Genomic DNA, 23,151 nt, shown 5'->3' on the forward strand with positions numbered 1-23,151 from the left:
ACATGCTCATCGGAGCACCCCCATGCACAATTCAACACTTGTCAATAGCCCTTCACCTAAAGGTGGTTGGGTAGTCACGCACAACCAATTCCCTACCCACCGGTAAGCCCTAGGCTCGAACCATGCGCCGAGCAAAGATCGTCTGCACCCTGGGCCCCGCCACCGACTCGTACGAGCAGATCAAGGCACTCGTCGAAGCCGGAATGGACGTAGCCCGCTTCAACCTCAGCCACGGCACCTACGCCGAACACGAGGAGCGCTACCACCACGTCCGAAAGGCCTCCGACGAAACCGGCCGCAGCGTCGGAATCCTCGCCGACCTTCAAGGCCCGAAGATCAGACTCGGACGCTTCAGCGAAGGCCCCGTACTCCTTGAACGCGGCGACGAATTCACCATCACCGTCGAACCCCACATCCAAGGCGACCGCCACACCTGCGGAACCACCTACGACGGCCTCGCCACCGACGTCACCACCGGCGAACGCATCCTCGTCGACGACGGAAAAGTCACCCTCGAAGTCACCGGCGTAGACGGCCCCCGCGTCCACACCACCGTCATCGAAGGCGGCATGGTCTCCGACCACAAAGGCCTCAACCTCCCCGGCGTAGCCGTCTCCGTCCCCGCACTCAGCGACAAGGACCAGGAAGACCTCCGCTGGGCCCTGCGCACCGGCGCCGACGTCATTGCCCTCTCCTTCGTCCGCAGCGGACGCGACATCGAAGACGTCCACCGCATCATGGACGAGGAAGACCGCCGCCTCCCCGTCATCGCCAAAGTCGAAAAGCCCCAGGCCGTCGACAACATCGACGACATCGTCGCCGCCTTCGACGGAATCATGGTCGCCCGCGGAGACCTCGGCGTCGAAATGCCCCTCGAACAAGTCCCCATCGTCCAAAAGCGCGCCATCAAACTCGCCAAGCGCAACGCCAAGCCGGTCATCGTCGCCACCCAAATGCTCGACTCGATGATCGACAACTCCCGCCCCACCCGTGCCGAGGCCAGCGACGTCGCCAACGCCGTCATCGACGGAACCGACGCCGTCATGCTCTCCGGCGAAACCAGCGTCGGCAAATACCCCGTCGAAACCGTCCGCACCATGGGCCGCATCATCGAAGCCGCAGAGGAAGACATCCTCACCAAGGGGCTCCCGCCCCTCACCGAACGCAACAAACCCCGCACCCAAGGCGGAGCCGTCGCCCGCGCCGCAGCCGAAATGGGCGACTTCCTCGGCGCGAAGTTCCTGGTGGCCTTCACCCAGTCCGGCGACACAGTCCGCCGCCTCTCCCGCTACCGCTCACCCATCCCGCTCCTGGCCTTCACCCCGGCCCAGGCCACCCGCTCCCAGCTCAACCTCACCTGGGGAGTGGAGACCTTCCTCGGCCCGCACGTCGACTCCACCGACGCGATGGTCGACCAGGTCGACGAACTCCTCCTCCAGTACGGCCGCTGCCGGAAGGGCGACATCGTCGTCATCACGGCCGGCTCCCCGCCCGGAGTCTCCGGCTCCACCAACCTGGTCCGCGTCCACCACATCGGCGAGGACGACAGCCCGAAGTAGGGGGCAGTATTGGTCAGTATTTGGGGCCTACGTGGGTGTCCATGAGGGCGACACAAGCCTTGCGGGCGACCGAGATGTTGTACGGGTTCCCGTGGCGGGTGCAGTGCGTCCACTGGATGCCGAGTTTGTCTAGCGTGTCCGTGAAGAGCTGCCTGATGTCGTCGGAGACGTTGGTGAAGAAGTAGCGGGGGTACTCGTAGCGTTTGCGCTCACCACGGACGACGCGGGTGGTCCAGTTGGTGACCCGACAGCCGTCGGAGTGGATGAGGCCCCGGATGAACTCCCACGGATGGGCATCGACGATCTCTTGTTGCCAGGATTCAAGGGCGATCTTGCGGTCGTGCTTCTTGCCAGGGCCGTGCTGGGGGAAGAGGCAGTTGAGGTGCTTGAAGTAGACCTTGATGTTGTGCGCGCCCTTGGTGCGCACACGGCAAGTTGCGTTGTGGGGGAAGACGGACCGTAGTGCGGCTTCGGCTTCGTCCTGAATCCCGGGCCAAGCGTCGTCGAGGGTGATCATGAGGCTGGGCACTTTGTGTTTGGCGTAGTGACTTATGTGCCCGTCCCCGAGGTAGAGGCCGAGCAAGTAGGCGTAGACCGGCTGATCGAGGGGGCGTGCGTCGCACCTGGGGCAGAGGAGCGAGGGGCGTGTCTGTACTCGCTCTCCACGCTTCGCACGATCGACGTGCTTCCAGTAGCTGATAGTGCCGAGCGGGATGTTGAGCTGCCGCCCCACGTCTGCGTTTTTGGCTCCGCCTCGAAGTAGGGTGAGCGCCTTCTGCCGCACTTCAGTGCCGTGAAGATTCATACGGCTACTCTGCGTAGCTGATCGCTCTCGTGGACGGCAAAAAGCGGATGTTCACGAGAATGTGAACATCCGCTTCTCTCTCACTGTGCCGGGTGCGGGATTCGAACCCGCAAGCCCTCTCAGGCAGAGGTGTTTGAGACCTCCGTGTATACCGTTCCACCAACCCGGCTCGGCACTGCCGGGAAGCATACCGGGTCACCGCAGCCGGTCGCAGCTAGGTAGGCTCTAGGCAGCAGCACCACCTGCCTGGAACAAGGAGCGCCCACGTGACCGCCCCCGAGTCGCCCCAGCCCGTAGACGCGCCCGACGACGACAAGTCGCACGTCCCGCCGCTGACGACCCGTGTCGTCATCGCCGAGGACGAGGCTCTGATCCGCCTCGACCTCAAAGAGATGCTCGAGGAAGAGGGCTACACCGTCGTCGGTGAGGCCGGTGACGGCGAGCAGGCGGTCGAGCTGGCGCGTGAGCACAAGCCCGATCTGGTGATCCTGGATGTGAAGATGCCGAAGATGGACGGCATCTCGGCGGCGGAGAAGATCGCGGAGGAGTCGATCGCTCCGGTGCTGATGCTGACGGCGTTCTCGCAGCGCGATCTGGTGGAGCGGGCGCGGGACGCGGGTGCGATGGCGTATCTGGTGAAGCCGTTCAGTAAGAGTGATGTCGTTCCGGCCATTGAGATGGCGGTGTCGCGGTTCCAGGAGCTGCGGACGTTGGAGAACGAGGTCGCGGATCTTACGCTGCGGCTGGAGACGCGGAAGCTGGTGGACCGGGCGAAGTCGGTGTTGCAGACGGAGTACGGTCTGACGGAGCCGGCGGCGTTCCGTTGGATTCAGAAGACGTCGATGGATCGCCGGCTGTCGATGCAGCAGGTTGCTGAGGCGGTTATTCAGGACGCCGAGGAGAAGAAGGCCGGGAAGGGCTGAGTTCCGCCCCGTACCGCTTATGGCTGAGGCCCGTGCCCCCGGAGGGGTACGGGCCTCAGCCATAACTGCGTACGGGCTCAGTCCTCGCCGAGGTACGCCTTGCGGACGGATTCGTCGTGGAGGAGGTCTTGTCCGGTTCCGGAGAGGACGACGGAGCCGACCTCCATGACGTGGCCGTGGTCCGCGAGGGAGAGTGCGGCCTGGGCGTTCTGCTCGACCAGGAGGATGGTCGTGCCCTGGGACTTGAGTTCCACGATCGTGGCCATGATTTTCTGCATCATGATCGGGGAGAGGCCCATGGAGGGTTCGTCGAGCATGAGCAGTTTGGGCTGGGACATGAGGGCGCGGCCCATGGCGAGCATTTGCTGTTCGCCGCCGGAGAGGGTTCCCGCGGCTTGCTTTCGGCGTTCGCCGAGGATGGGGAAGAGGTCGTAGGCGCGCTGGATGTCTTTTTCGATGCCTGCCTTGTCGGAGCGGAGGAATGCTCCGAGCTGGAGGTTTTCGGCGATGGTGAGCCGGGGGAAGATGCGTCGGCCTTCGGGGGAGTGGGCGAGGCCCATGGCGACGATCTTGTGTGCGGGGACGCCGGTGAGCGGCTTTCCGTCGAAGGTGATTTTGCCGCTGAGCGGCTTGAGGAGTCCGGACAGGGTCCGCAATGTCGTCGTCTTGCCGGCGCCGTTGGTGCCGATGAGGGTGACGACTTCGCCTTGTTGGACGCTGAAGGAGATTCCCTTGACGGCTTCGATCTTGCCGTAGGCGACCCTGAGGTCTTCTACTTCGAGGAGTGCGCTCACTGGTCGTCTCCTTCCGTGGCGTGTGCTTCCGCGGCTTCGACTGCGGCTGCGGCGGTGTCTTCGGGGGCGCCTTCGAAGGGTTCGCCGAGGTAGGCGGCGATGACGCGTTCGTCGCCCTGGACGACTTCGGAGGTGCCTTCGACGAGCTTTTCGCCCTGGACGAGGCAGGCGACGCGGTCGCTGAGGTTGAAGATGAAGCGCATGTCGTGCTCGATGACGAGGACGGCGATGCCGCGGTCGCGGATGGCGAAGACGAGGTCTTCGGTGGCGCGGGTCTCCTGCGGGTTCATGCCGGCGGTGGGCTCGTCGAGGAGGAGCAGGCCGGGCTCGCTGGCCATGGCGCGGGCGATTTCGAGCTTGCGCTGTTCGCCGTAGGGGAGGTTGCGGGAGAGGTGGTCGGCCTTGTGGGCGAGGCCGATGAACTCCAGCAGTTCCATGGCGCGTTCGCGGGAGGCTGCTTCTGCTTTGCGGAAGCCGGGGCCGCGGAGGATGGCGGACCAGAGGCCTTCCTTGGTGCGGGTGTGGCGGCCGACGAGGACGTTTTCCAGGACGGTCATGTTGGCGAAGAGCCGGATGTTCTGGAAGGTGCGGGCGATGCCGGCGGTGGTGACCAGGTGTGGCTTGGGGGGCAGCACGGTGCCTTTGTAGGCGACTTTGCCCTCGGTGGGGACGTAGAGGCCGGTGAGGCAGTTGAAGAAGGTGGTCTTGCCCGCGCCGTTGGGGCCGATGAGGCCGACGATCTCTCCGGCGTTGACGGTGAGGTCGACGTTGCGTACGGCGGTGAGGCCGCCGAAGCGCATGGTGACGCCGGTGGCTTCGAGGACGGGGCTGGGGGCTGTGGTGGTGGTCATGGTGGTTACGCCCCTGCCTTGGTGACGCCGACGGTGGAGTCGGGCAGGCCTTGTTCGGGGATGTGGACGGTGTCGTCGCTCTCGTGGAACTCGAGTTGGCGGCGGCGGTTGGCGATGATGCCTTCGGGGCGGAACCGCATGAGGAGGACGAGTGCGACGCCGAAGGCGAGGAGTTGGTACTCCTTCAGGAAGCTGAGCTTCTCGGGGAGCATGTAGAGCAGGGTGGCGCCGAGGATGGGTCCGTTGACGGTGCCCATGCCGCCGAGGACTACGGCGGCGAGGAGGAACGCGGAGTTCGGGGGCACGGAGCCGGCGAACTGGTACGGGGCTGGGTTGACGCTGTAGCCGACGTGGGCGCTGACGGTGCCGGCGAGGCCGGCGAGGGAGGCGCCGAGTGCGAAGGCGATGAGTTTGACGCGGAAGCCGTTGATGCCCATGGCGGTGGCGGCGGTCTCGTCCTCGCGGATGGCGATCCAGGAGCGGCCGATGCGGGAGTCCGCGGCGCGGTTGAAGACGAGGACGACGATCGCGGTGATGAGCAGCATCAGCAGGAAGTAGTTCGCGAAGCGGCCGAGGGAGAATCCGCCGATGTCGTGGGTGCTTCCGAAGTTGAACCCGAAGATGTTGAGGTCCGGGATCATGGAGATGCCGTTGGGGCCGTTGGTGAGGTTGGGGCCGGAGGTGCCGTCGAGGTTGTTGACGGTGATGCGGAAGATCTCTCCGAAGCCCAGGGTCACGATGGCGAGGTAGTCGCCGCGCAGGCGCAGGGTGGGGGCGCCGATGAGGACGCCGAAGACCAGCGACGCGAGCATGCCGGTGAGCATGGCGGCCCAGAAGGGGAACTGGACGCCGGAGAAGCGGGAGAATTCGGAGCCGGAGACGAGGGCGGCCGCGTAGGCGCCGACGCCGAGGAAGGCGACGTATCCGAGGTCGAGGAGTCCGGTGAGGCCGACGACGATGTTGAGGCCGAGGGCGACGGTGGCGACGACGAGGATGTTCACGCCGAGGTTGGAGTTGTGCTCGTTGTTCTCGACGAAGGGGAAGAGCGCTGCCGCGAGGAAGGCCATGGAGGTGGCGAATCCCTTGTGGCCGGCGTTGAGCTGGGCGAAGCGGTCGAAGAGTCCTGCGGTGAACAGGGACCAGGTGCCGAGGACGACCAGGAGGATGTAGCCCAGGAACGTTTCGCTCGCGTCGGGGTCGACGCCGACGCCGTAGGCGAAGACGATCAGTGCGAGGGCGGTGGCGGCGGTGATGACGAGGCGTTGGCCCCAGGCGGGGAGTTTCGCGGCCGGGGGGATGTTGTCGGGCTTGGTGACGTAGTCCTTGAAGGTGTCACCGGGCTTGGGGAGCGCGAGGGCGCCGACGAGGGCGATGGCGGAGCCGACGGCGGCGATGTAGGCGCCGGGGTCGAGGGCGACGAGGCCCTTGAGGTCGATGGCGATGGCGATGGCGCTGAACCAGCTGACGGCGAACGCGGACGCGGCGGCGAGGAGGACGGGCTGGATGGCCGTCGCCGGGTTGAGCCAGCCGAGGCCGCGGATGCCGAAGAGGGTGAGCGCGAACAGCAGCGTCAGGATGCCGGCGACGAGGTCGAGGATCTGGAGTCCGGCCGGGGAGCCGTAGTAGGTGAGGTCCCCGGGGAAGTCGGACGTGTAGGTCCAGGACATGAAGGTGCTGGCGATGGTGGCGACGGCGCCGATGGTGACGAGGGCGCGTGCGGCGGTCGCGGGGAGCGCGACGAGGCCGCGCGGGGGGGTGGTGGTGTCGGTGGTTGCCATGGTGCTCACGCCCTGTCCGCGACGCGTTCGCCGATGAGGCCTTGTGGCCTGAACAGCAGTACGAGGATGAGGAGTACGAAGGCCCAGACTGCGGACCAGCCGCCGCCACCGAGCTGCTGCATGCCGGGGATGCCGTCGATGTAGCTGGTGGCCATGGTCTCGGCGAGGCCGAGGACGAGGCCGCCGATCATGGCGCCGTAGATGTTGCCGATGCCGCCGAGGACGGCCGCGGTGAAGGCCTTGAGGCCCATCTGGAAGCCCATGTCGTACTTGACGGTGCCGTAGCGCAGTCCGTAGGAGACGGCCGCGACGGCGGCGAAGAAGCCGCCGATGGCGAAGGCGATGACGATGATGCGGTTGGTGTCGATGCCCATGAGCTGCGCGGTGTCAGGGTCCTGCGCGGTGGCCTGCATGGCGCGGCCGGTGCGGGAGAGGCTGACGAACAGGGCGAGGGCCGCCATGCAGAGGGGGGCGGCGATGATGACGAAGACGCTGCCGCTCTGGATGCTGACGGAGCCGATGTGGACGGGTCCGAAGGGCAGTTGGGGGAACGTGAGGTCGTTCTTGGCGTTCGGGTACCAGTTGAAGACGACCTGCTGGAGGGCGAGCGACAGACCGATGGCGGTGATGAGCGGGGCGAGGCGTGGTGCTCCGCGCAGTGGTCGGTAGGCGAAGCGTTCGGCCCCGACTGCGATGAGGACGGAGACGATTCCGCCGCCTATCAGCATCGCGGGGAGGGCTATCCACATGGATGTGCCGTTGGGCAGAACGTAGAGGTAGACCGTGAGTGCGCCGAAGCCGCCGGTCATGAAGATCTCGCCATGGGCGAAGTTGATGAGCTGGACGATGCCGTACACCATCGTGTAGCCGATGGCGATCAGGCCGTACATCGAGCCGAGGAACAGCCCGTTGGCCAGCTGCTGCGGCAGGGTGTTCACCGCATGGCCTCCATGTGGTGGGGAGAGGTTGAGCAGGGCGTATGAAGCGGGCCGCGCGGTGACGGGTGGTCATGGCCGCGCGGCCCTGAGGTGGTGCTGAGGGCCTGTCCCGGTGGTTTCGACCGGGTCGGCGGTTCGGTCGGGCCGTGGCCCTCGGTGACCGAACCGCCTGGTGGCCCGGGGTGGTTCGGATCAGCCGCTGAACGTGCCGCTCTTGACGGCCTTCCACTTGCCGTCGACGACCTGGTAGACGGTGAGCTGCTTGTTGGTGGTGTCGCCGTACTCGTCGAAGGAGACGGGTCCGGCGATGCCGTCGAACTTGGTCTTCTGGACCTCGCCGACGATCTTGGTGCGGGCGTCGGAGGGGACCTTGCCGTCCTTCACGACGTTGCCGATCGCCTTGATGATGGCGGTGGCGGCGTCGTAGGAGTAGCCGCCGTACGTGCCGTAGTCGCCCTTGAGGCCGGAGGCCTTGTACTTCTTGATGAAGTCGGCGGCGGAGGGCAGGGAGTCGACGGGCTGGCCGACCGAGGTGGCGAGGTCGCCTTCGGAGGTCTTGCCGGCGGTCTGGATGTAGGTGTCGCTGAACATGCCGTCACCGCCGAACAGCGGGACCTTGGCTCCGCCGTCCTTGAGCTGCTTGGTGAGCTTCTCGGACTCGTCGTACTGGCCGCCGTAGTAGACGAGGTCGGCCTTGGAGTTCTTGATCTTGGTGACGAGGGCGGAGAAGTCCGTGTCGCCGGTGTTGACGTGGTCCTGGCCCGTGACCTTGCCGCCGGCCTTGGTGAAGCCGGCCTTGAAGAGCTTGGCCAGGCCGGCACCGTAGGTCTGCTTGTCGTCGACCACGAACACCTTGCGCTTCTTCAGGGTGTTGTAGGCGTAGTCGGCCGCGAAGCCGCCCTGTAGGGCATCGGTGGTGGCGGTGCGGAAGTAGGTCTTGAACGGGCGGGACTTGGAGGCCTGCCAGTTCTTGCCCTGGGTGAGCTCGGGGGCCGTGTTGGACGGAGAGATCTCGACCAGGTTGGCGGTGGCGAAGACCTGCTGCATCTGGGTGGCGACACCGGAGTTCAGCGGGCCGACGACGCCGAGGACCTTCTCGTTCTGGACGAGCTGGGTGGCGTTGGACTGGCCCTGGGCCGGGATCGCCTTGTCGTCGAGCGCCTGGACCTTGAAGGTCACGCCGGGAACGGTGTTGTTCTTGTTGGCGTCGTTCACGGCGATCTGCACGCCGCCCTGGATGCCGAGACCGGTGGCCGAGTTCTGGCCGGTGAGCGGGGCGTCGACGCCGATGATGACGGTGGTCTTCTTGCTGCTGTCGCTGCCCTTGTTGTCGTCGCGCGATCCGCAGGCGGTGAGCGTGAGTGCTCCGGTGGTGAGCACGCTGGTCATGATGAGCAAGGAACGGTGTCGCACGATCAATCCTCTCCCTGGCGCGGCTCCCGTGGTTGGGGCCGTGTGTCTCGCCGGGCCGTACTGGGGTGGTACAGGGCCGTGCAGCAGACGCGCCCGGCGGCGCGGTGACTGGCCGTGACTATAAGCGCAGGTGGGTGGGGTGGGGAGCTGAGGAGGGAAGGATGTGACGCTCTTGTTATGACGCGGTGCTCGTGGGCGGGTGCAGTGGGGGCGATTGGGACTTTTGGGTGTGGGCTGCAGATGTTCACACGTGAAGAACATGCTGTTCCGCTAAGGAACTTGGGGTGATCTTGGTCCTTACGGGCGGGAGTGTGCCGCCGGGGAGGCGGGTGCCGGGCGCTTCGGGGGCGGTGGCTCGCGCTCCGCATTGCTCTGTTACGGCAGAGGTAACCGAGTGTTACTTCCTTGTGAGATCCGTTCCCGGTCCGCGGGGCGGCCCGGAGTGCCCTTTGCGCGGTCCGCAGGTGGCGTGCAGATAGGCGGCGAGATCGCGGGGGTAGGCGCCGCCGAAGAGGTAGCTGTGCTGCTGCTGTGCCTGACGGTTCCGTAGACCGAGGTCGAGGTGCGGCAGGGTGAAGCCGGGCGGCAGGGCGGCGCACTTGTGTACGGAGATGCGCACAGTGAGGGGTTTCGGGGTGCCGCCCTTCACTGTCAGTGGCAGCGCGGGGATGACGTGTGTACTCAATCCCGGTGGTCCGGCCCGTACTTGACGGATGATCACGGGATGGGTGTCGCGTACGGAGACGGTGAAGCGGAAGGTGCCGGCGCGCGGGTGGTGCGGGTCCGGCGGGCCGCCTCCCTCGTAGTGCAGGAAGGTGACCTGGGAGGGCCAGGGGGTGGGGGAGGGCGCGGCCGGGGTGGTGGTGAGGGCGGTGTACGCGTAGGCGCCCGCGACGGCCGCGGCGACGAGCAGGGCTTGCAGGGTGCGGCGCAGGCGTGACGGAAGCGCGGCCCAACGCTCGTAGGGGCGGAGGGAGTTGGGGGAACCCGCCCATAGGGTGTCCGCGTGGGCTTGGGTGTGGGGGTGGGTGTGCGGGGCGCCGTCGCCGGAGGGGGGTTCCGGCTCGACGGGTCCGATACCGGCCATGCTCCACGCTAGTGCGGAGGGGGTGGGTCCGCCAATGTGGGCGACGGGCTCAACTGTTGTTCGTCATCGGGCAGTTGAGCGGTGGGTCGCGTCTTGGTGAACGTCTGCGCTGTGGCGTCCGTGAGGCGGTGAGGGCTGTCTGTGTGTGGGTCGAACTCGCGTCCGCGGCGGCCGGGTGCCGTGCCGGCCGGCTCCCGTCCCGTGGGGGACGTCTGCGCTGCCCGGCGCGGCGGCGGTGGCCGTCCGCGCCGGGAACGGCCGCGTGGAGCGTCGTGATCGTTGTGGCGCCCTGTGACGGACCAGCCCAGTCAGGACCGGACCAGCCCTGTCACGGACGAGCCCTGTCATGGACGAGCCCTGCGGCGGACCAGCTCTGTCGTGGACCAGCCCAGTGACGGGCGAGCCCTGCAGCGGACCAGCCCAGTGACGGGCGAGCCCTGCGGCGGACGAGAGGGGCCTCAGCTCTTGGGCATGTCCTTGAGGAGGCAGGTCAGGCGCGCCGAGCAGACCCGCCGGTCCTGCTCGTCGGTGATCACGATCTCGTACGTGGCCGTGGAGCGGCCGCGGTGTACGGGGGTGGCGACGCCGGTGACGAGGCCGGAGCGGGCGCCGCGGTGGTGCGTGCAGTTCAGGTCGACGCCGACGGCGATCTTGGAGCTGCCGCCGTGGAGCATCGAACCGACGGAGCCGAGGGTCTCGGCGAGGACCGCGGAGGCGCCGCCGTGCAGGAGGCCGTAGGGCTGGGTGTTGCCCTCGACGGGCATGGTGCCGACGACGCGCTCGGGGGACGCTTCCTTGATCTGGACGCCCATGCGGATGCCGAGGTCCCCTGCGGAGAACAGGGCGGGCAGGTCGACGCCGAGCGCCGCGTACTCGTCGATGATCTCTTGCGGGAACTTCACGCTGCTGTGCTCGCCCATGGTGCCCGGCTCCGTTCGTCGTCTGTCGGTGTTCGTGCCGTGGGGTGCTGTTCTGCCTGGTCGGCTGCCTGAGCAAACGCTCAGTCGGTCGCCGATTGTTCCAGGCGGACGACGACGGACTTGCTGGTGGGGGTGTTGCTCGTGTCAGCGGTGGCGTCCAGCGGGATCAGGACGTTGGTCTCCGGGTAGTACGCGGCCGCGCAGCCCCGGGCCGTCGGGTAGTGGACGACGCGGAAGCCGGGGGCGCGGCGCTCCACACCGTCCGTCCACTCGCTGACCAGGTCGACGTAGGAGCCGTCCGCGAGGCCCAGGGCCTGGGCGTCGTGAGGGCTGACGAGGACGACCCGGCGGCCGTTCCTGATGCCGCGGTAGCGGTCGTCGAGGCCGTAGATCGTGGTGTTGTACTGGTCGTGCGAGCGCAGGGTCTGCAGCAGCAGCCGGCCCTCGGGGAGCTTCGGGTACTCGACGGGCGCGGCCGTGAAGTTCGCCTTGCCGGTGGTGGTGGGGAAGCGGCGCTCGTCGCGCGGGCCGTGCGGCAGCGTGAAGCCGCCGGGGCGGCCGGCAGAACCGGTCACGCGCGCGTTGAAGTCCTCGAAGCCCGGGATGACGTTCGCGATGCGGTCGCGGATCGTGGCGTAGTCCTTCTCGAACTCCTCCCAGGGCGTGCGTGACGCCTCGCCCAGGACGCGGCGCGCGAGGCGGGCCACGATCGCCGGCTCCGACAGGAGGTGCTTGCTCGCGGGCGCGAGGCGGCCGCGTGAGGCGTGGACCATGCTCATGGAGTCCTCGACCGTCACGAACTGCTCTGTGCTTTTCCCGTTCGGGCCGACCTGGAGGTCCCGCTCAGTGCGGCCGAGAGTCGGCAGGATCAGGGCGCGCGCGCCGGTGACCGCGTGGGAGCGGTTGAGCTTCGTCGACACGTGCACCGTCAGGGCGGCGCGGCGCATCGCGGCCTCCGTGACGTCGGTGTCGGGGGAGGCCGCCACGAAGTTGCCGCCCATCGCGAAGAACACCTTCGCCTCGCCGTCGCGCAGTGCCTCGATGGCCCGTACGACGTCGAAGCCGTGCTCACGGGGCGGTGTGAAGCCGAACTCCTTCTCCAAGGCGTCCAGGAAGGCGGGAGCGGGGCGCTCGAAGACGCCCATGGTGCGGTCGCCCTGCACGTTGGAGTGGCCGCGCACCGGGCACACGCCCGCGCCGGGGCGGCCGATGTTCCCGCGCAGGAGCAGGAAGTTGACGACCTCGCGGATCGTGGGCACCGAGTGCTTGTGCTGGGTGAGGCCCATCGCCCAGCACACGACGGTGCGCTCGGAGGCGAGCACCAGGGCGAGGGCTTCCTCGATCTCGGCGCGCTCCAGGCCCGTCGCCGTCAGCGTCGCGTCCCAGTCGGCGGCGCGGGCGGCCTCGGCGAACTCCTCGTAGCCGTGGGTGTGCTCCTCGATGAAGGCGTCGTCGACGGCGCCGGACCCCGCGCCGGAGGCGCTATCGGATTCAGCCAGGATCAGCTTGTTCAGGAGGCGGAAGAGGGCCTGGTCCCCGCCGAGGCGGATCTGGAGGAACAGGTCGGTCAGGGTGGCGCCCTTGAACATGCCCTGCGGGGTCTGCGGGTTCTTGAAGCGTTCGAGTCCGGCCTCGGGCAGCGGGTTGATCGTGATGATCTTCGCGCCGTTCGCCTTCGCCTTCTCCAGGGCGGAGAGCATGCGCGGGTGGTTCGTGCCCGGGTTCTGCCCGGCCACGATGATCAGGTCGGACTTGTAGAGGTCCTCCAGGGAGACGCTGCCCTTGCCGATGCCGATGGTCTCCGTGAGCGCGGAACCGGACGACTCGTGGCACATGTTCGAGCAGTCGGGCAGGTTGTTCGTGCCGAACTCGCGGGCGAACAGCTGGTAGAGGAACGCCGCCTCGTTGCTCGTGCGGCCCGAGGTGTAGAACACGGCCTCGTCGGGGGAGGCCAGGGCGGCCAGCTCCTCGGCGATGATGTCGAAGGCGCGCTCCCAGGACACGGGCTCGTAGCGATCGGCGCCGTCCGCCAGAGCCCCCTTTTCCAGAAGCATGGGGTGCGTGAGGCGGCCCTGCTGGCCCAGCCAGTACCCGGAGCGGGTCGCGAGGTCGGCGACCGGGTGCGCGGCGAAGAAGTCGGGCGTGACCCGGCGCAGGGTGGCCTCCTCGGCGACCGCCTTCGCGCCGTTCTCGCAGAACTCCGCCTTGTGCCGGTGCTCGGGCTCGGGCCAGGCGCAGCCCGGGCAGTCGAAGCCGTCTTTCTGATTGACGCGGAGAAGGGTGAGCGCGGTGCGGCGCACGCCCATCTGCTGCTGGGCGATCTTGAGGGAATGGGCGACGGCGGGCAGTCCGGCGGCGGCGCGCAGCGGCGCGTCCACCTGCGGCGCGTCCTGGACCGGATCTCCCGTGGGCGGCTTCGTTGCCATCGTCTGTTCCCCTTCGAGCACACGTGTGAGGTACGTCGCCGATCCTCGCACGCACGACTGACAGCCCTCATCGGAGGCCCGTGACGGACCGGACTGTCAGTGGGGCGTGGCAGGATCGGGGGCGTGGCAGAGACAGCAGCGAAGAAGACCGAGAAGAAGACCTCAGGCAGCCGGCCGCGGCTGATGCTCATGGACGGGCATTCGCTGGCGTACCGCGCGTTCTTCGCGCTGCCCGCGGAGAACTTCACGACCGCGACCGGACAGCCGACGAACGCGATCTACGGCTTCGCCTCGATGCTGGCGAACACGCTGCGCGACGAGGCGCCCACGCACTTCGCGGTGGCGTTCGACGTCTCGCGCAAGACGTGGCGCTCCGAGGAGTTCACGGAGTACAAGGCGAATCGTTCGAAGACCCCGGACGAGTTCAAGGGGCAGGTCGAGCTGATCGGCGAGCTCCTCGACGCGATGCACACCCCGCGCTTCGCGGTCGACGGGTTCGAGGCGGACGACATCATCGCCACGCTCGCCACCCAGGCCGAGGCCGCCGGGTTCGACGTCCTGGTCGTCACCGGCGACCGGGACTCCTTCCAGCTCGTCAGCGACCGCGTCACGGTGCTCTACCCGACGAAGGGCGTCTCCGAGCTGACGCGGTTCACGCCGGAGAAGGTCGAGGAGAAGTACGGGCTCACGCCGGCCCAGTACCCCGACTTCGCGGCCCTGCGCGGCGACCCGTCGGACAACCTGCCGGGCATCCCCGGCGTCGGCGAGAAGACCGCCGCGAAGTGGATCAACCAGTTCGGTTCGTTCGCCGAGCTCGTGGAGCGCGCCGAAGAGGTCAAGGGCAAGGCCGGGCAGAATTTCCGCGACCACATCGAAGCCGTCAAGCTGAACCGCCGGCTCACCGAGATGGTGCGCGACGTCGAGCTCCCCAAGACGGTCGAAGACCTGGAGCGCGCCGCGTACGACCGCACGGCCGTCGCGATGGTCCTGGACACCCTGGAGATCCGTAACCCGTCGCTGCGCGAGCGGCTCCTCGCCGTCGACCCGGGCGCCGAGGAGGCCGAGCAGACGCCCGCCGAGCCCGGCGTCGATGTCGACGGCTCGGTGCTCGGCGCGGGCGAGGTGGCCCCGTGGCTCGCCGAGCACGGCGACTCCGCCCTGGGCCTCGCCACGGTCGACACCTGGACGCTCGGTGCGGGATCCGTCACCGAGGTGGCGCTCGCCGGCGCCGGGGGAGCCGCCGCCTGGTTCGACCCCACCCAGCTCGACGAGGCCGACGAGAACGCGTTCGCGACGTGGCTCGCCGACGCCGCGAAGCCCAAGGTCCTGCACAACGCGAAGAACGTCATGCGGGTCTTCGCCGAGCACGGCTGGACCGTGGACGGCGTCACCATGGACACGGCGCTCGCCGCGTACCTGGTCAAGCCCGGCCGCCGCTCCTTCGCGCTCGACGCGCTGACCCTGGAGTACCTGGGCCGTGAGCTCGCCCCGGCGGCGGCCGACGGACAGCTCGCCTTCGGTACGGAGGACGACGACCAGGCCGAGGCCGACGCGCTCATGGTGCACGCCCGCGCGATCCTCGACCTCGGCGAGGCCTTCGGCGGGAAGCTCCGGGAAGTCGGCGCGGCCGACCTCCTCAAGGACGTCGAGCTGCCCACGTCCACGCTCCTCGCGCGCATGGAGCGGCACGGCATCGCCGCCGACCGCGCCCACCTGGAGGCCATGGAGCAGATGTTCGCGGGCGCCGTCCAGCAGGCCGTGAAGGAGGCGCACGCCTCCGTGGGCCACGAGTTCAACCTCGGCTCGCCCAAGCAGCTCCAGGAAGTCTTCTTCGGCGAGCTCGACCTCCCCAAGACGAAGAAGACGAAGACCGGGTACACGACGGACGCGGACGCGCTCGCCTGGCTGGCCACGCAGACCGACCACGAACTCCCCGTGATCATGCTGCGCCACCGCGAGCAGGCCAAGCTTCGGGTCACCGTCGAGGGCCTCATCAAGACGATCGCCGCGGACGGCCGCATCCACACGACGTTCAACCAGACGGTCGCCGCGACGGGCCGGCTCTCCTCGACCGACCCGAACCTGCAGAACATCCCGGTCCGCACCGACGAGGGCCGCGCCATCCGCCGCGGCTTCGTCGTCGGCGAGGGCTTCGAGTCGCTCATGACCGCGGACTACAGCCAGATCGAGCTGCGCGTCATGGCGCACCTCTCCGAGGACGAGGGCCTCATCGAGGCGTTCACCTCCGGCGAGGACCTGCACACCACGGTCGGCGCGCAGGTCTTCGGCGTCGAGCGGTCCGCCGTCGACGCGGAGATGCGCCGCAAGATCAAGGCTATGTCGTACGGGCTCGCCTACGGCCTGTCCGCGTTCGGCCTGTCCGGGCAGCTGAACATCGAGCCGGGCGAGGCGCGGGTCCTCATGGACACGTACTTCGAGCGGTTCGGCGGCGTGCGCGACTATCTGCGCCGCGTCGTCGACGAGGCCCGCGCCACGGGCTACACCGAGACGATGCTCGGCCGCCGCCGGTATCTGCCGGACCTCAACAGCGACAACCGCCAGCGGCGTGAGATGGCCGAGCGCATGGCGCTCAACGCGCCCATCCAGGGCACGGCCGCCGACATCGTCAAGATCGCCATGCTGAACGTGGACAAGGCGCTCAAGGACGCGAAGCTCAAGTCCCGGCTGCTGCTCCAGGTCCATGACGAAATCGTCCTGGAGATCGCCCCGGGCGAGGCCGCGGCGGCGGAGGAGCTGGTCCGGCGCGAGATGGCCGGGGCCGTGCATCTGCGGGCGCCGCTGGACGTGTCGGTGGGCGTGGGCCCGGACTGGGAGTCCGCGGCGCACTAGCCTGCGGCGGGCCGTAGTTCGGGCCGTGGTTCAGGTAGGCCGTAGTTCAGGTAAGGGGCGGAGCCTATGGGCTCCGCCCCTTACTGCGTTCGCCGTTGTCGTGTCACCGTTGCTGTTTCACCGGAGCCGGCGCCACCCCGCGACTGGCCGGGCCTCGACGCCCCCGCACGAGAAGCGCGTACACGACCAGACCGAGTACGAGGCCCGCGCCCCCGCCGAAGCAGAGGGTCGGGATGATCTCCCACGGCTTGGCGACAGCGCCCCAGTACGTCCACCAGCGCACTGTCCGCACCCCCGCGGCCACCGCCACGCACCCGCCGATCACGAGCGCCGCCACCCACCGCTCACTCACGGAGAGCTGAGGCAGTGCGGCGCGGGCGTCGGCGGCGGCCGCCGACGGGACACGGCGCACCGCCGACACCACGAAGAGCGCGATCACGATGAGCGCGACCGCCGAACCCCCGTACTGCGCGTACCAGTAGAGAGGGGAGCCGGCGATCTTCTCGCCGAGGACCGGGAAGACGCGCATGCCCCACCGGTCGAGATGCGTGAACGCGTCCCACACCACGTGCGTCGTCGCGCCCAGGACGGCGGACACGTACCACCACCACACCGCGGCCACCGGCCGCCGCTCCCACGCGAAAGCGCCGGACGCGAAGCCGCCCGACGCGAAACCGTCCCGAGCGCCGCCCGCACCCCGCGCCACCACAAGAACCCGCCCCCGCACCCGCCCCGGCAGCAGCGCGATCACCGGTTCCCGCAGCAGGCGCCACAGGCCGACCAGTACCGCGGCGACGGCCACGTCGATCGTGAAGACGCCCGGGAAGGAGTGGGTGAAGTCCCCGAACTCCATCGCCCCCGGCACCGCACTCGCCGCGAAGTACGTCACGTCGGGCGCGAACGAGCCCGCCACCAGCAGCGAGGGCACGAGCGCGCCGCGCCCCGTGCCGTCGCAGCGGACGGCCGGCAGCACGGCCGCGGCATGGCTGATCGTGAACGGCACGTGGTCCCCCTCGGACGGTTCCTGATGCGGTGCGTACGCGGTGCCGCTCAGTATGGCCCGTGGCAACTGCGGTAACGCGTACATGGCCAACCGGCAAAAATCGGGCACGAACAGGTGCCCGGGCGCCGGAAGTTGTCGTAGTGTCGCCTGGGTCACTCCACGCCGGGGAGCGCGGACTGACCCGTAAACGGTCGGCAATTCGGAGGGGCTCACGGTATGGCGGCGCTATTCGGAAAGCGGTTGCGCAGGTCCGCGATGACGACCGCTGTGGCGGCTGCCGCCGTGGCGGCACTCTCCGCGTCCCAGGCGCCCGGCCTCACCGACACGCAGAACGGCAGACAGTCCACCGCCGACGCGACGCCCTCGCCCGGCGACTCGGCGACCGGCAACTCCCCGTACTACACCGATCTGCCGCCCCTCAACAGCCCCACCGCGCCGCCCGCTACGGGTTCCGGCAGCCCGGGCGGTACGGGTACCGGCGCGAGCGAGGCCGGTATCCCGGCCACCGTCCTCGACGCGTACAAGAAGGCCGAGGCGGAGCTCGCCGCGACCAAGCCGGGCTGCAATCTCCCCTGGCAGCTCCTCGCCGCGATCGGCAAGGTCGAGTCGGGTCAGGCCCGCGGCGGCAACGTCGACGCGAACGGCACGACGCTCAAGCCGATCCTCGGCCCGGTCCTCAACGGCAACGGCTTCGCGAGGATCACCGACACCGACAACGGCGCCTACGACGGCGACACGACGCACGACCGGGCCGTCGGCCCGATGCAGTTCATCCCGTCGACCTGGGAGTGGTCCGGCCGCGACGGCAACGGCGACGGCAAGAAGGACCCCAACAACATCTACGACGCCGCCCTCGCCGCCGGGCACTACCTGTGCCGCGGCGACCGCGACCTCTCCCAGAGCGGCGGCCTGCACGCGGCGATCCTGAGCTACAACCACTCGCAGGAGTACCTCAACACGGTCCTGACGTGGCTCGAGTACTACCGCAAGGGCACCCACGAGGTCCCGGACGGCACCGGTGTCCAGCCCGGCGACCGCAGCGACGGCGGCACCGGCCCCAGCCCCTCGCCCTCGCCGAGCAGCCCAGGCACGACCAGCCCGTCCCCGGGCACCTCCAAGCCGCCCAAGTCGCCCAAGCCCGGCGGCAGTCCGAGCAGCGAGCCGTCGAAGCCGGGCGGCGGAGGCTCCACGAGCCCCACACCGCCCACGCCCGCCGAGACGGTCGCGCACATCGAGGACGCCGGTACGGGCACGCTCAATGCGACCGCCGGTGACGCCTTCGCCGAACGTGTCGCCGTCCGCACGGAGAACGCCGCGGGCAAGGGCGTCGGTACGGTCAAGGTGAAGCTCACCGTCGTCGGCGACACGGACCTGGCCTTCAGCGGCGGCTTCAAGTCCGTCACCGTCGTCACCGACAGCACCGGCAAGGCCACCGCGCCCCCGCTGCGGGCGGGTGAGGACACCGGCGAGTTCACCGTCCGCGCCACCGTCGTCGACCGGAAACTGCCCGGCCTCGACTACACGGCGACCGTCTCCGCGCGCCAGGCCGACGCCCTCACGAGGACCGGCGACACGGAACTGACCTGCGAGGCCGGCGGCCAGTTCGCCGACCCGGTCCAGGTCAGGGCCACGTACAAGGGTGACGCCGCCGACGGGGTCGCCACCACGGCCACGCTGATCAAGTCCAAGGACGACGCGACCGAGAACGACAAGGGCCCCTACTTCAAGGACGCGGACGGCAAGGCGATCCGCACCCTCAAGGGCCTTAAGACCGACGGCGACGGCCGCCTCCAGCTGCCGAGGATCTACGCGGACGACGCCACGGGCACGTTCCTGCTCCGCATCAACACCACCGGCGGCGCGACCCTCACCATCGAACTGAAGGTCACCGCGGCCGGCGCCACGGCAACCCCGTCCCCTTCGCCCTCGGCGACGTAACTCCCGTACGGCACAAGCCGTATCAGCAGCACCCGCGCCGCCCCCTCGCCGTTCACCGGCCGAGGGGGCGGCGCTGTTGTGCAACGTGTTCTCATCTCGGCCGCGCGTTGCTACGGTGCCCCAGCCCTGACGCCCTATCAGATTCCAGATCCGGTGATCCGCCGGGAGGCTGCATGCGTGCCCTGATCGCCGCCGCGACCGGTCTGGCCGTGGCGCTCGCCCTCGTCATCACGATCTCGGCGATCGGCTCCCCGCCCGGCGAGACCTCGCCCAAACCGCTGCTGACCACCGTCCCCAAGCACCCCTGACCCGCCGAGGAGGCCGCCGCGATGCGCCGCAAGGCCAGCCTGATCCTGCTCGCCCTCGCCGTGTTCTGCACGGCGATGTCCCCGCTGATGCGCTGGTACGCGTTCCCGCGCCTCGCGAAGATCCCGGCCGGCCAGTACCAGAACGCCGTCCTGGAGGCCAAGAACCCGACCCTCCTCGACTACGGCTCGATGCAGTCGAAGAAGGTCTCCAAGGTCACCGTCGTCCAGACGCTCAAGGGCAACGTGGAGGCCTCCGAGCAGGTCGAGAAGAGCGCGGGCCGCGATGTCGTCGTCTGGGACTCCCTCTCCTACATCGTCGGACCCGACGGCAAGATGGTCTCCCAGGTCCCCGAGCGCTACGTCTTCGACGCCCATAGCCAGGCACCCGTCCACACCACGGGCAAGTACGCCGAGACCGTCGACGGCGACCAGGTCAGGCGCGACGGCATCGAGTTCAAGTGGCCCTTCCTGACCGAGAAGCGGGACTACGAGTACTACGACGCCCAGGCCCGCGTCACCCGGCCCATCCACTACAAGGGGACCCAGACGTTCCGCGGCCTGAAGGTCTACTACTTCGAACAGACCATCCCGTGGATGAAGGTCCCCCTCCCCAAGACGATGCCGGTCAAGGGCATCACACCGGAGTCCGTCGCCAAGACCGGCACCACCCGCTGGTACACCACGGTCCGCAAGTTCTGGGTCGAGCCGGTCACCGGCGCCCCCGTCTACGGCGAGGAGATCCAGCACAACGAACTCCGCGGCGGCACGCTCCTGGGCGGCCGCGACAGGGTGACGGTCTTCGCCGGGCACGTGAAGATGCGCGAGGACTACATCAGGTCGACGGTCGACCTCGTCAAGTCCAACCGCGTCCTGGTCGTCCTGCTCACCTCGTACCTGCCGTGGGGCTTCCTGACCCTCGGCCTGCTCCTGCTCGCGCTCTCCCTGTGGCTCGAGGCCCGCAGCCGCCGCCCGGGCGAGCCCGAGGCCGCCCCGGAGCACGAGCCGGAACCCGTCAGCGCCTGAGCCGCGCGCTCGTGTGCCGCGTCGCGACAGCCCCCGCAGGATCCTCGGGCCAGGGATGCTTCGGGTACCGGCCCCGCAGCTCGGCCCGCACGGCCCGGTACCCCTCGCGCCAGAAGGAGGCCAGATCCGCCGTCACCGCCGCGGGACGCCCCGCGGGTGACAGCAGATGCACCAGGACCGGCACACCGGCCACACGCGGCGACTCGTGCAGCCCGAACATCTCCTGCAACTTCACGGCCAGTACGGGCTGTTCGGGGTTCGCGTAGTCGATCCGGATCCTGGACCCGCTCGGCACCTCAAGCCGCTCCGGGGCGAGCTCGTCGAGGCGGGCCGCGTCACCGCTCGCCCAGGGAAGCAGCCGCCGCAGCGCCTGCCCCGCGTCGATCCGGCCCAGATCGGACCGGCGCCGCGCCTTGCCGAGCTCCGGCTCCAGCCACTCGTCCACGCGCGCGTGCAGCGCGTCGTCCGACACGTCGGACCAGGGCGCGCCCAGCGTGCGGTGCAGGAACGCGAGCCGCTCCCGCAGCTCCCCGGCCTCCCGTGACCACCGCAGCAGCCCGAACCCCTCCCGCCGCAGCCCCTCCTTCAACGCCTCCCGCACGAGAGCGGGGGCGGCCTCCTTCAAGGGGCGCACGGCGAGCTCCACCGCGCCGAGACGATCGACGTGCCGCGCCACCAACTCCCCGTCGGCCCACGCCACTTCGTCCCCCTCGGCCCGCAGCGGAGCGGCGGCCCGCAGCGCGACCTCCTCGTCCACGACCGCGGCGAGCCGTACGCGCGCGTGCCCGGCGCCCACGGGCCGGTCGGCGACCGCGACGGCGATCCAGGGCGCGCCCCGCAGCCGTGACCCGTCCGCGAGCGCGGCCCGCGTCCCGGACACCATCAGATACTCGCCGTCGCGCCCACGCCCCACCCGCTCCGGAAAGGCGAGCGCGGCGACGATTCCGGCGACCCGGTCCTCGGACAGGTCCCCGGGTGCGTCGTCCCGCGCCGGGGTCTGCCCGGCCGCCCCCGTGAGCCGCCGCACCTCCGTCTTCCAGCGCGCGGCGTACGCGTCGGCGCCTCGGCGCGCGGTGCGCCACGCGGCGGCCAGGTCGTCGCCGTAGTCGCGGGGCGGCTCCTCGCTCAGGAGGGCGACCACCTCGGCCGCGCGGCGCGCACCCACCACAGGGGTCGCGTCCAGGAGGGCGCGGGCCAGGCGCGGATGCAGGCCGAGGCCTGCGAGGCGGGCGCCGCGCTCCGTGGCCCGGCCCGAGTCCGCCTCGACCGCCCCGATCGCCGTCAGGACGGACCGGGCCGCCGCCATCGCCCCGGCCGGCGGAGCGTCCAGGAGCGCGAGGCCCGAGGCGTCCGGATCGCCCCAGCACGCCGCCTGCAACGCGAACGCCGTCAGGTCCGCGACCTTGATCTCCGGCGCCGGGAACCGCGCCAGCCGCACGTCCTCCGCCTCCGTCCAGCACCGGTACACCACCCCGGGCCCCTCGCGCCCGGCACGCCCCGCCCGCTGCCGCCCCGTCGCCTGCGAGGCCCGTACGGTCGTCAGGGCGCTCAGCCCGCGCGCGTGGTCCACCCGAGGCTCCCGCGCAAGACCCGAGTCCACGACGACGCGCACACCGGGCACCGTCAGCGACGACTCGGCGACGGACGTAGCGAGCACCACCCGCCGCCGCGCGCCCGCCGAGAGCACCGCGTCCTGCACCGCGGCGGGCGCCCGCCCGTGCACCTGAAGCACGTCCACGTCACCCAGCTCGCCCAACTGCCCGGCCACGCGCCCGATCTCACCGACCCCCGGCAGGAAACACAGCACATCCCCGCCGTGCTCCCGCAGCGCGCGCCGCACCACCGACGCCACGTGCGTGAGCAACGCCGGATCCACCCGCATCCCGTGCGGCGGCCGCACCGGACGCGCGGGCGGCGCCCACACCGTCTCCACGGGATACGAGATTCCCTCGGCCTCGACCACGGGCGCCCCGCCGAGGAGCCGCGCCCACCCCTGCGCGTCCGTCGTCGCCGACGCCGCCACCAGCCGAAGCTCGGGCCGCAGCGCCTCGCGCACGTCGCACAGGAACGCCGCGACGGTGTCCGCGTCCAGATGCCGCTCGTGGACCTCGTCGAGCATCACGACGTCCACGCCCGCCAGCTCCTGGTCGCGCTGGAGCCGTTGCAGGAGCACACCCGTCGTGACGACCTCCACGCGCGCGTGGCGCCCCATCAACCGCTCGCCGCGCACCGTGTAGCCGACGCGCTCGCCGGCCTTCTCGCCGAGCAGCCACGCCATCCGCCGCGCCGCGGCCCGCGCCGCGATCCGCCGCGGCTCGGCGACGACGACCCGCCGCGCCGGCCCGTCACCGACGAGCCCGGCGAGCACCAGCGGCACCAAGGTCGTCTTGCCGGTCCCCGGCGGCGCCACGAGAACGGCGCTGCCCGGCGCCGCGGGCCCGTCGAAGGCATCGCGCAGGCCGGGCAGCGCACTGCGTACAGGCAGGTCCAGAGCGTCGTTACGGATCACATGCTCAGTCTCTCCCTGGGGGCACC

17 protein-coding genes and 1 tRNA gene are annotated in these 23,151 nt (G+C 69.5%); 6 read left to right on the forward strand and 12 right to left on the reverse strand.

All coding sequences use genetic code 11. The features are described 5' to 3' along the window. The first annotated feature begins 122 nt into the window (after positions 1-122). The gene (gene pyk, locus OHA58_RS27295; RefSeq protein WP_405482031.1) at positions 123-1,559 is read left to right on the forward strand and encodes a pyruvate kinase; all 1,437 of its coding nucleotides are present in this window, start codon (positions 123-125) and stop codon (positions 1,557-1,559) included. A 13-nt stretch (positions 1,560-1,572) separates the two neighbouring features. Here the strand turns inward: pyk and OHA58_RS27300 are convergent, their stop codons facing one another. Then, positions 1,573-2,364: a helix-turn-helix domain-containing protein gene (locus OHA58_RS27300; protein ID WP_405482033.1), complete on the reverse strand. Its 792-nt coding sequence runs from the start codon at positions 2,362-2,364 to the stop codon at positions 1,573-1,575. 86 nt (positions 2,365-2,450) lie between these two features. Further along, positions 2,451-2,533: transfer RNA gene (locus tag OHA58_RS27305), tRNA-Leu, on the reverse strand. Between the two features lie 97 nt (positions 2,534-2,630). Here OHA58_RS27305 and OHA58_RS27310 point away from each other — a divergent pair. Continuing rightward, positions 2,631-3,287, forward strand: coding sequence for an ANTAR domain-containing response regulator (locus OHA58_RS27310; protein ID WP_405482035.1), 657 nt, complete (start codon positions 2,631-2,633; stop codon positions 3,285-3,287). A 77-nt stretch (positions 3,288-3,364) separates the two neighbouring features. On the opposite strand, the gene OHA58_RS27315 is transcribed toward OHA58_RS27310, so the two are convergent. The 8 genes from OHA58_RS27315 to OHA58_RS27350 form a co-directional block, all read right to left on the reverse strand. Then, positions 3,365-4,081, reverse strand: a complete 717-nt coding sequence (locus OHA58_RS27315; RefSeq protein WP_405482036.1) for an ABC transporter ATP-binding protein — start codon at positions 4,079-4,081, stop codon at positions 3,365-3,367. Continuing rightward, positions 4,078-4,932: an ABC transporter ATP-binding protein gene (locus OHA58_RS27320; RefSeq protein ID WP_405482038.1), complete on the reverse strand. Its 855-nt coding sequence runs from the start codon at positions 4,930-4,932 to the stop codon at positions 4,078-4,080. The genes OHA58_RS27315 and OHA58_RS27320 overlap by 4 nt, the downstream gene beginning before the upstream one ends. Positions 4,933-4,937: 5 nt before the next feature. Continuing rightward, positions 4,938-6,710 carry a branched-chain amino acid ABC transporter permease gene (locus OHA58_RS27325; RefSeq protein ID WP_405485201.1) on the reverse strand — a complete coding sequence of 591 codons (1,773 nt, stop codon included), beginning with the start codon at positions 6,708-6,710 and terminating at the stop codon, positions 4,938-4,940. Positions 6,711-6,715: 5 nt separating this feature from the next. After that, complete coding sequence (locus OHA58_RS27330; protein WP_405482040.1) at positions 6,716-7,648, reverse strand: branched-chain amino acid ABC transporter permease; 933 nt, start codon at positions 7,646-7,648, stop codon at positions 6,716-6,718. Between the two features lie 192 nt (positions 7,649-7,840). After that, positions 7,841-9,037, reverse strand: a complete 1,197-nt coding sequence (locus OHA58_RS27335; RefSeq protein ID WP_405482041.1) for a branched-chain amino acid ABC transporter substrate-binding protein — start codon at positions 9,035-9,037, stop codon at positions 7,841-7,843. A 421-nt stretch (positions 9,038-9,458) separates the two neighbouring features. Then, entirely contained in the window at positions 9,459-10,148 is a 690-nt protein-coding gene (locus tag OHA58_RS27340) for a hypothetical protein (RefSeq protein ID WP_405482043.1), read from the reverse strand. Between the two features lie 458 nt (positions 10,149-10,606). After that, a complete protein-coding gene (locus OHA58_RS27345; protein ID WP_405482045.1) occupies positions 10,607-11,068 on the reverse strand; it encodes a PaaI family thioesterase in 462 nt (153 codons plus the stop codon). A gap of 80 nt (positions 11,069-11,148) precedes the next feature. Then, a complete protein-coding gene (locus tag OHA58_RS27350) occupies positions 11,149-13,494 on the reverse strand; it encodes an FdhF/YdeP family oxidoreductase (protein ID WP_405482047.1) in 2,346 nt (781 codons plus the stop codon). Between the two features lie 123 nt (positions 13,495-13,617). On the opposite strand from OHA58_RS27350, the gene polA reads away from it, so the two are divergent. Further along, positions 13,618-16,344 carry a DNA polymerase I gene (gene polA, locus OHA58_RS27355; protein ID WP_405482048.1) on the forward strand — a complete coding sequence of 909 codons (2,727 nt, stop codon included), beginning with the start codon at positions 13,618-13,620 and terminating at the stop codon, positions 16,342-16,344. 103 nt (positions 16,345-16,447) lie between these two features. Here polA and OHA58_RS27360 read toward each other — a convergent pair whose 3' ends face one another. Further along, positions 16,448-17,347 (reverse strand): DUF4184 family protein, encoded by a 900-nt coding sequence (locus OHA58_RS27360; RefSeq protein ID WP_405482050.1) that lies wholly within the window; start codon positions 17,345-17,347, stop codon positions 16,448-16,450. 216 nt (positions 17,348-17,563) lie between these two features. Between OHA58_RS27360 and OHA58_RS27365 the strand changes: the two genes are divergently transcribed. The 3 genes from OHA58_RS27365 to OHA58_RS27375 all read left to right on the forward strand — a co-directional run bounded on the left by OHA58_RS27365 (position 17,564) and on the right by OHA58_RS27375 (position 20,616). Beyond that, positions 17,564-19,285 (forward strand): lytic transglycosylase, encoded by a 1,722-nt coding sequence (locus OHA58_RS27365; protein WP_405482051.1) that lies wholly within the window; start codon positions 17,564-17,566, stop codon positions 19,283-19,285. 173 nt (positions 19,286-19,458) lie between these two features. Beyond that, entirely contained in the window at positions 19,459-19,593 is a 135-nt protein-coding gene (locus tag OHA58_RS27370) for an SPW_0924 family protein (RefSeq protein ID WP_107489191.1), read from the forward strand. Between the two features lie 21 nt (positions 19,594-19,614). After that, positions 19,615-20,616, forward strand: a complete 1,002-nt coding sequence (locus OHA58_RS27375; RefSeq protein ID WP_405482053.1) for a DUF3068 domain-containing protein — start codon at positions 19,615-19,617, stop codon at positions 20,614-20,616. Here the strand turns inward: OHA58_RS27375 and hrpB are convergent. Beyond that, positions 20,606-23,125 (reverse strand): ATP-dependent helicase HrpB, encoded by a 2,520-nt coding sequence (hrpB, locus tag OHA58_RS27380; RefSeq protein WP_405482055.1) that lies wholly within the window; start codon positions 23,123-23,125, stop codon positions 20,606-20,608. The genes OHA58_RS27375 and hrpB overlap by 11 nt on opposite strands. Between the last annotated feature and the right edge of the window lie 26 nt (positions 23,126-23,151).

It is taken from the genome of Streptomyces sp. NBC_00009 (assembly GCF_045040855.1).
Lineage (GTDB): Bacteria > Actinomycetota > Actinomycetes > Streptomycetales > Streptomycetaceae > Streptomyces > Streptomyces aureus.

Bases quoted from the DNA above. Each gene is read 5' to 3' on its own strand.
- pyk (WP_405482031.1), top strand. From the start codon at position 123: ATGCGCCGAGCAAAGATCGTCTGCACCCTGGGCCCCGCCACCGACTCG.
- OHA58_RS27300 (WP_405482033.1), bottom strand. From the start codon at position 2,364: ATGAATCTTCACGGCACTGAAGTGCGGCAGAAGGCGCTCACCCTACTT.
- OHA58_RS27320 (WP_405482038.1), bottom strand. From the start codon at position 4,932: ATGACCACCACCACAGCCCCCAGCCCCGTCCTCGAAGCCACCGGCGTC.
- OHA58_RS27325 (WP_405485201.1), bottom strand. From the start codon at position 6,710: ATGGCAACCACCGACACCACCACCCCCCCGCGCGGCCTCGTCGCGCTC.
- OHA58_RS27335 (WP_405482041.1), bottom strand. From the start codon at position 9,037: ATGACCAGCGTGCTCACCACCGGAGCACTCACGCTCACCGCCTGCGGA.
- OHA58_RS27340 (WP_405482043.1), bottom strand. From the start codon at position 10,148: ATGGCCGGTATCGGACCCGTCGAGCCGGAACCCCCCTCCGGCGACGGC.
- OHA58_RS27345 (WP_405482045.1), bottom strand. From the start codon at position 11,068: ATGGGCGAGCACAGCAGCGTGAAGTTCCCGCAAGAGATCATCGACGAG.
- OHA58_RS27350 (WP_405482047.1), bottom strand. From the start codon at position 13,494: ATGGCAACGAAGCCGCCCACGGGAGATCCGGTCCAGGACGCGCCGCAG.
- OHA58_RS27365 (WP_405482051.1), top strand. From the start codon at position 17,564: ATGGCGGCGCTATTCGGAAAGCGGTTGCGCAGGTCCGCGATGACGACC.
- OHA58_RS27370 (WP_107489191.1), top strand. From the start codon at position 19,459: ATGCGTGCCCTGATCGCCGCCGCGACCGGTCTGGCCGTGGCGCTCGCC.
- OHA58_RS27375 (WP_405482053.1), top strand. From the start codon at position 19,615: ATGCGCCGCAAGGCCAGCCTGATCCTGCTCGCCCTCGCCGTGTTCTGC.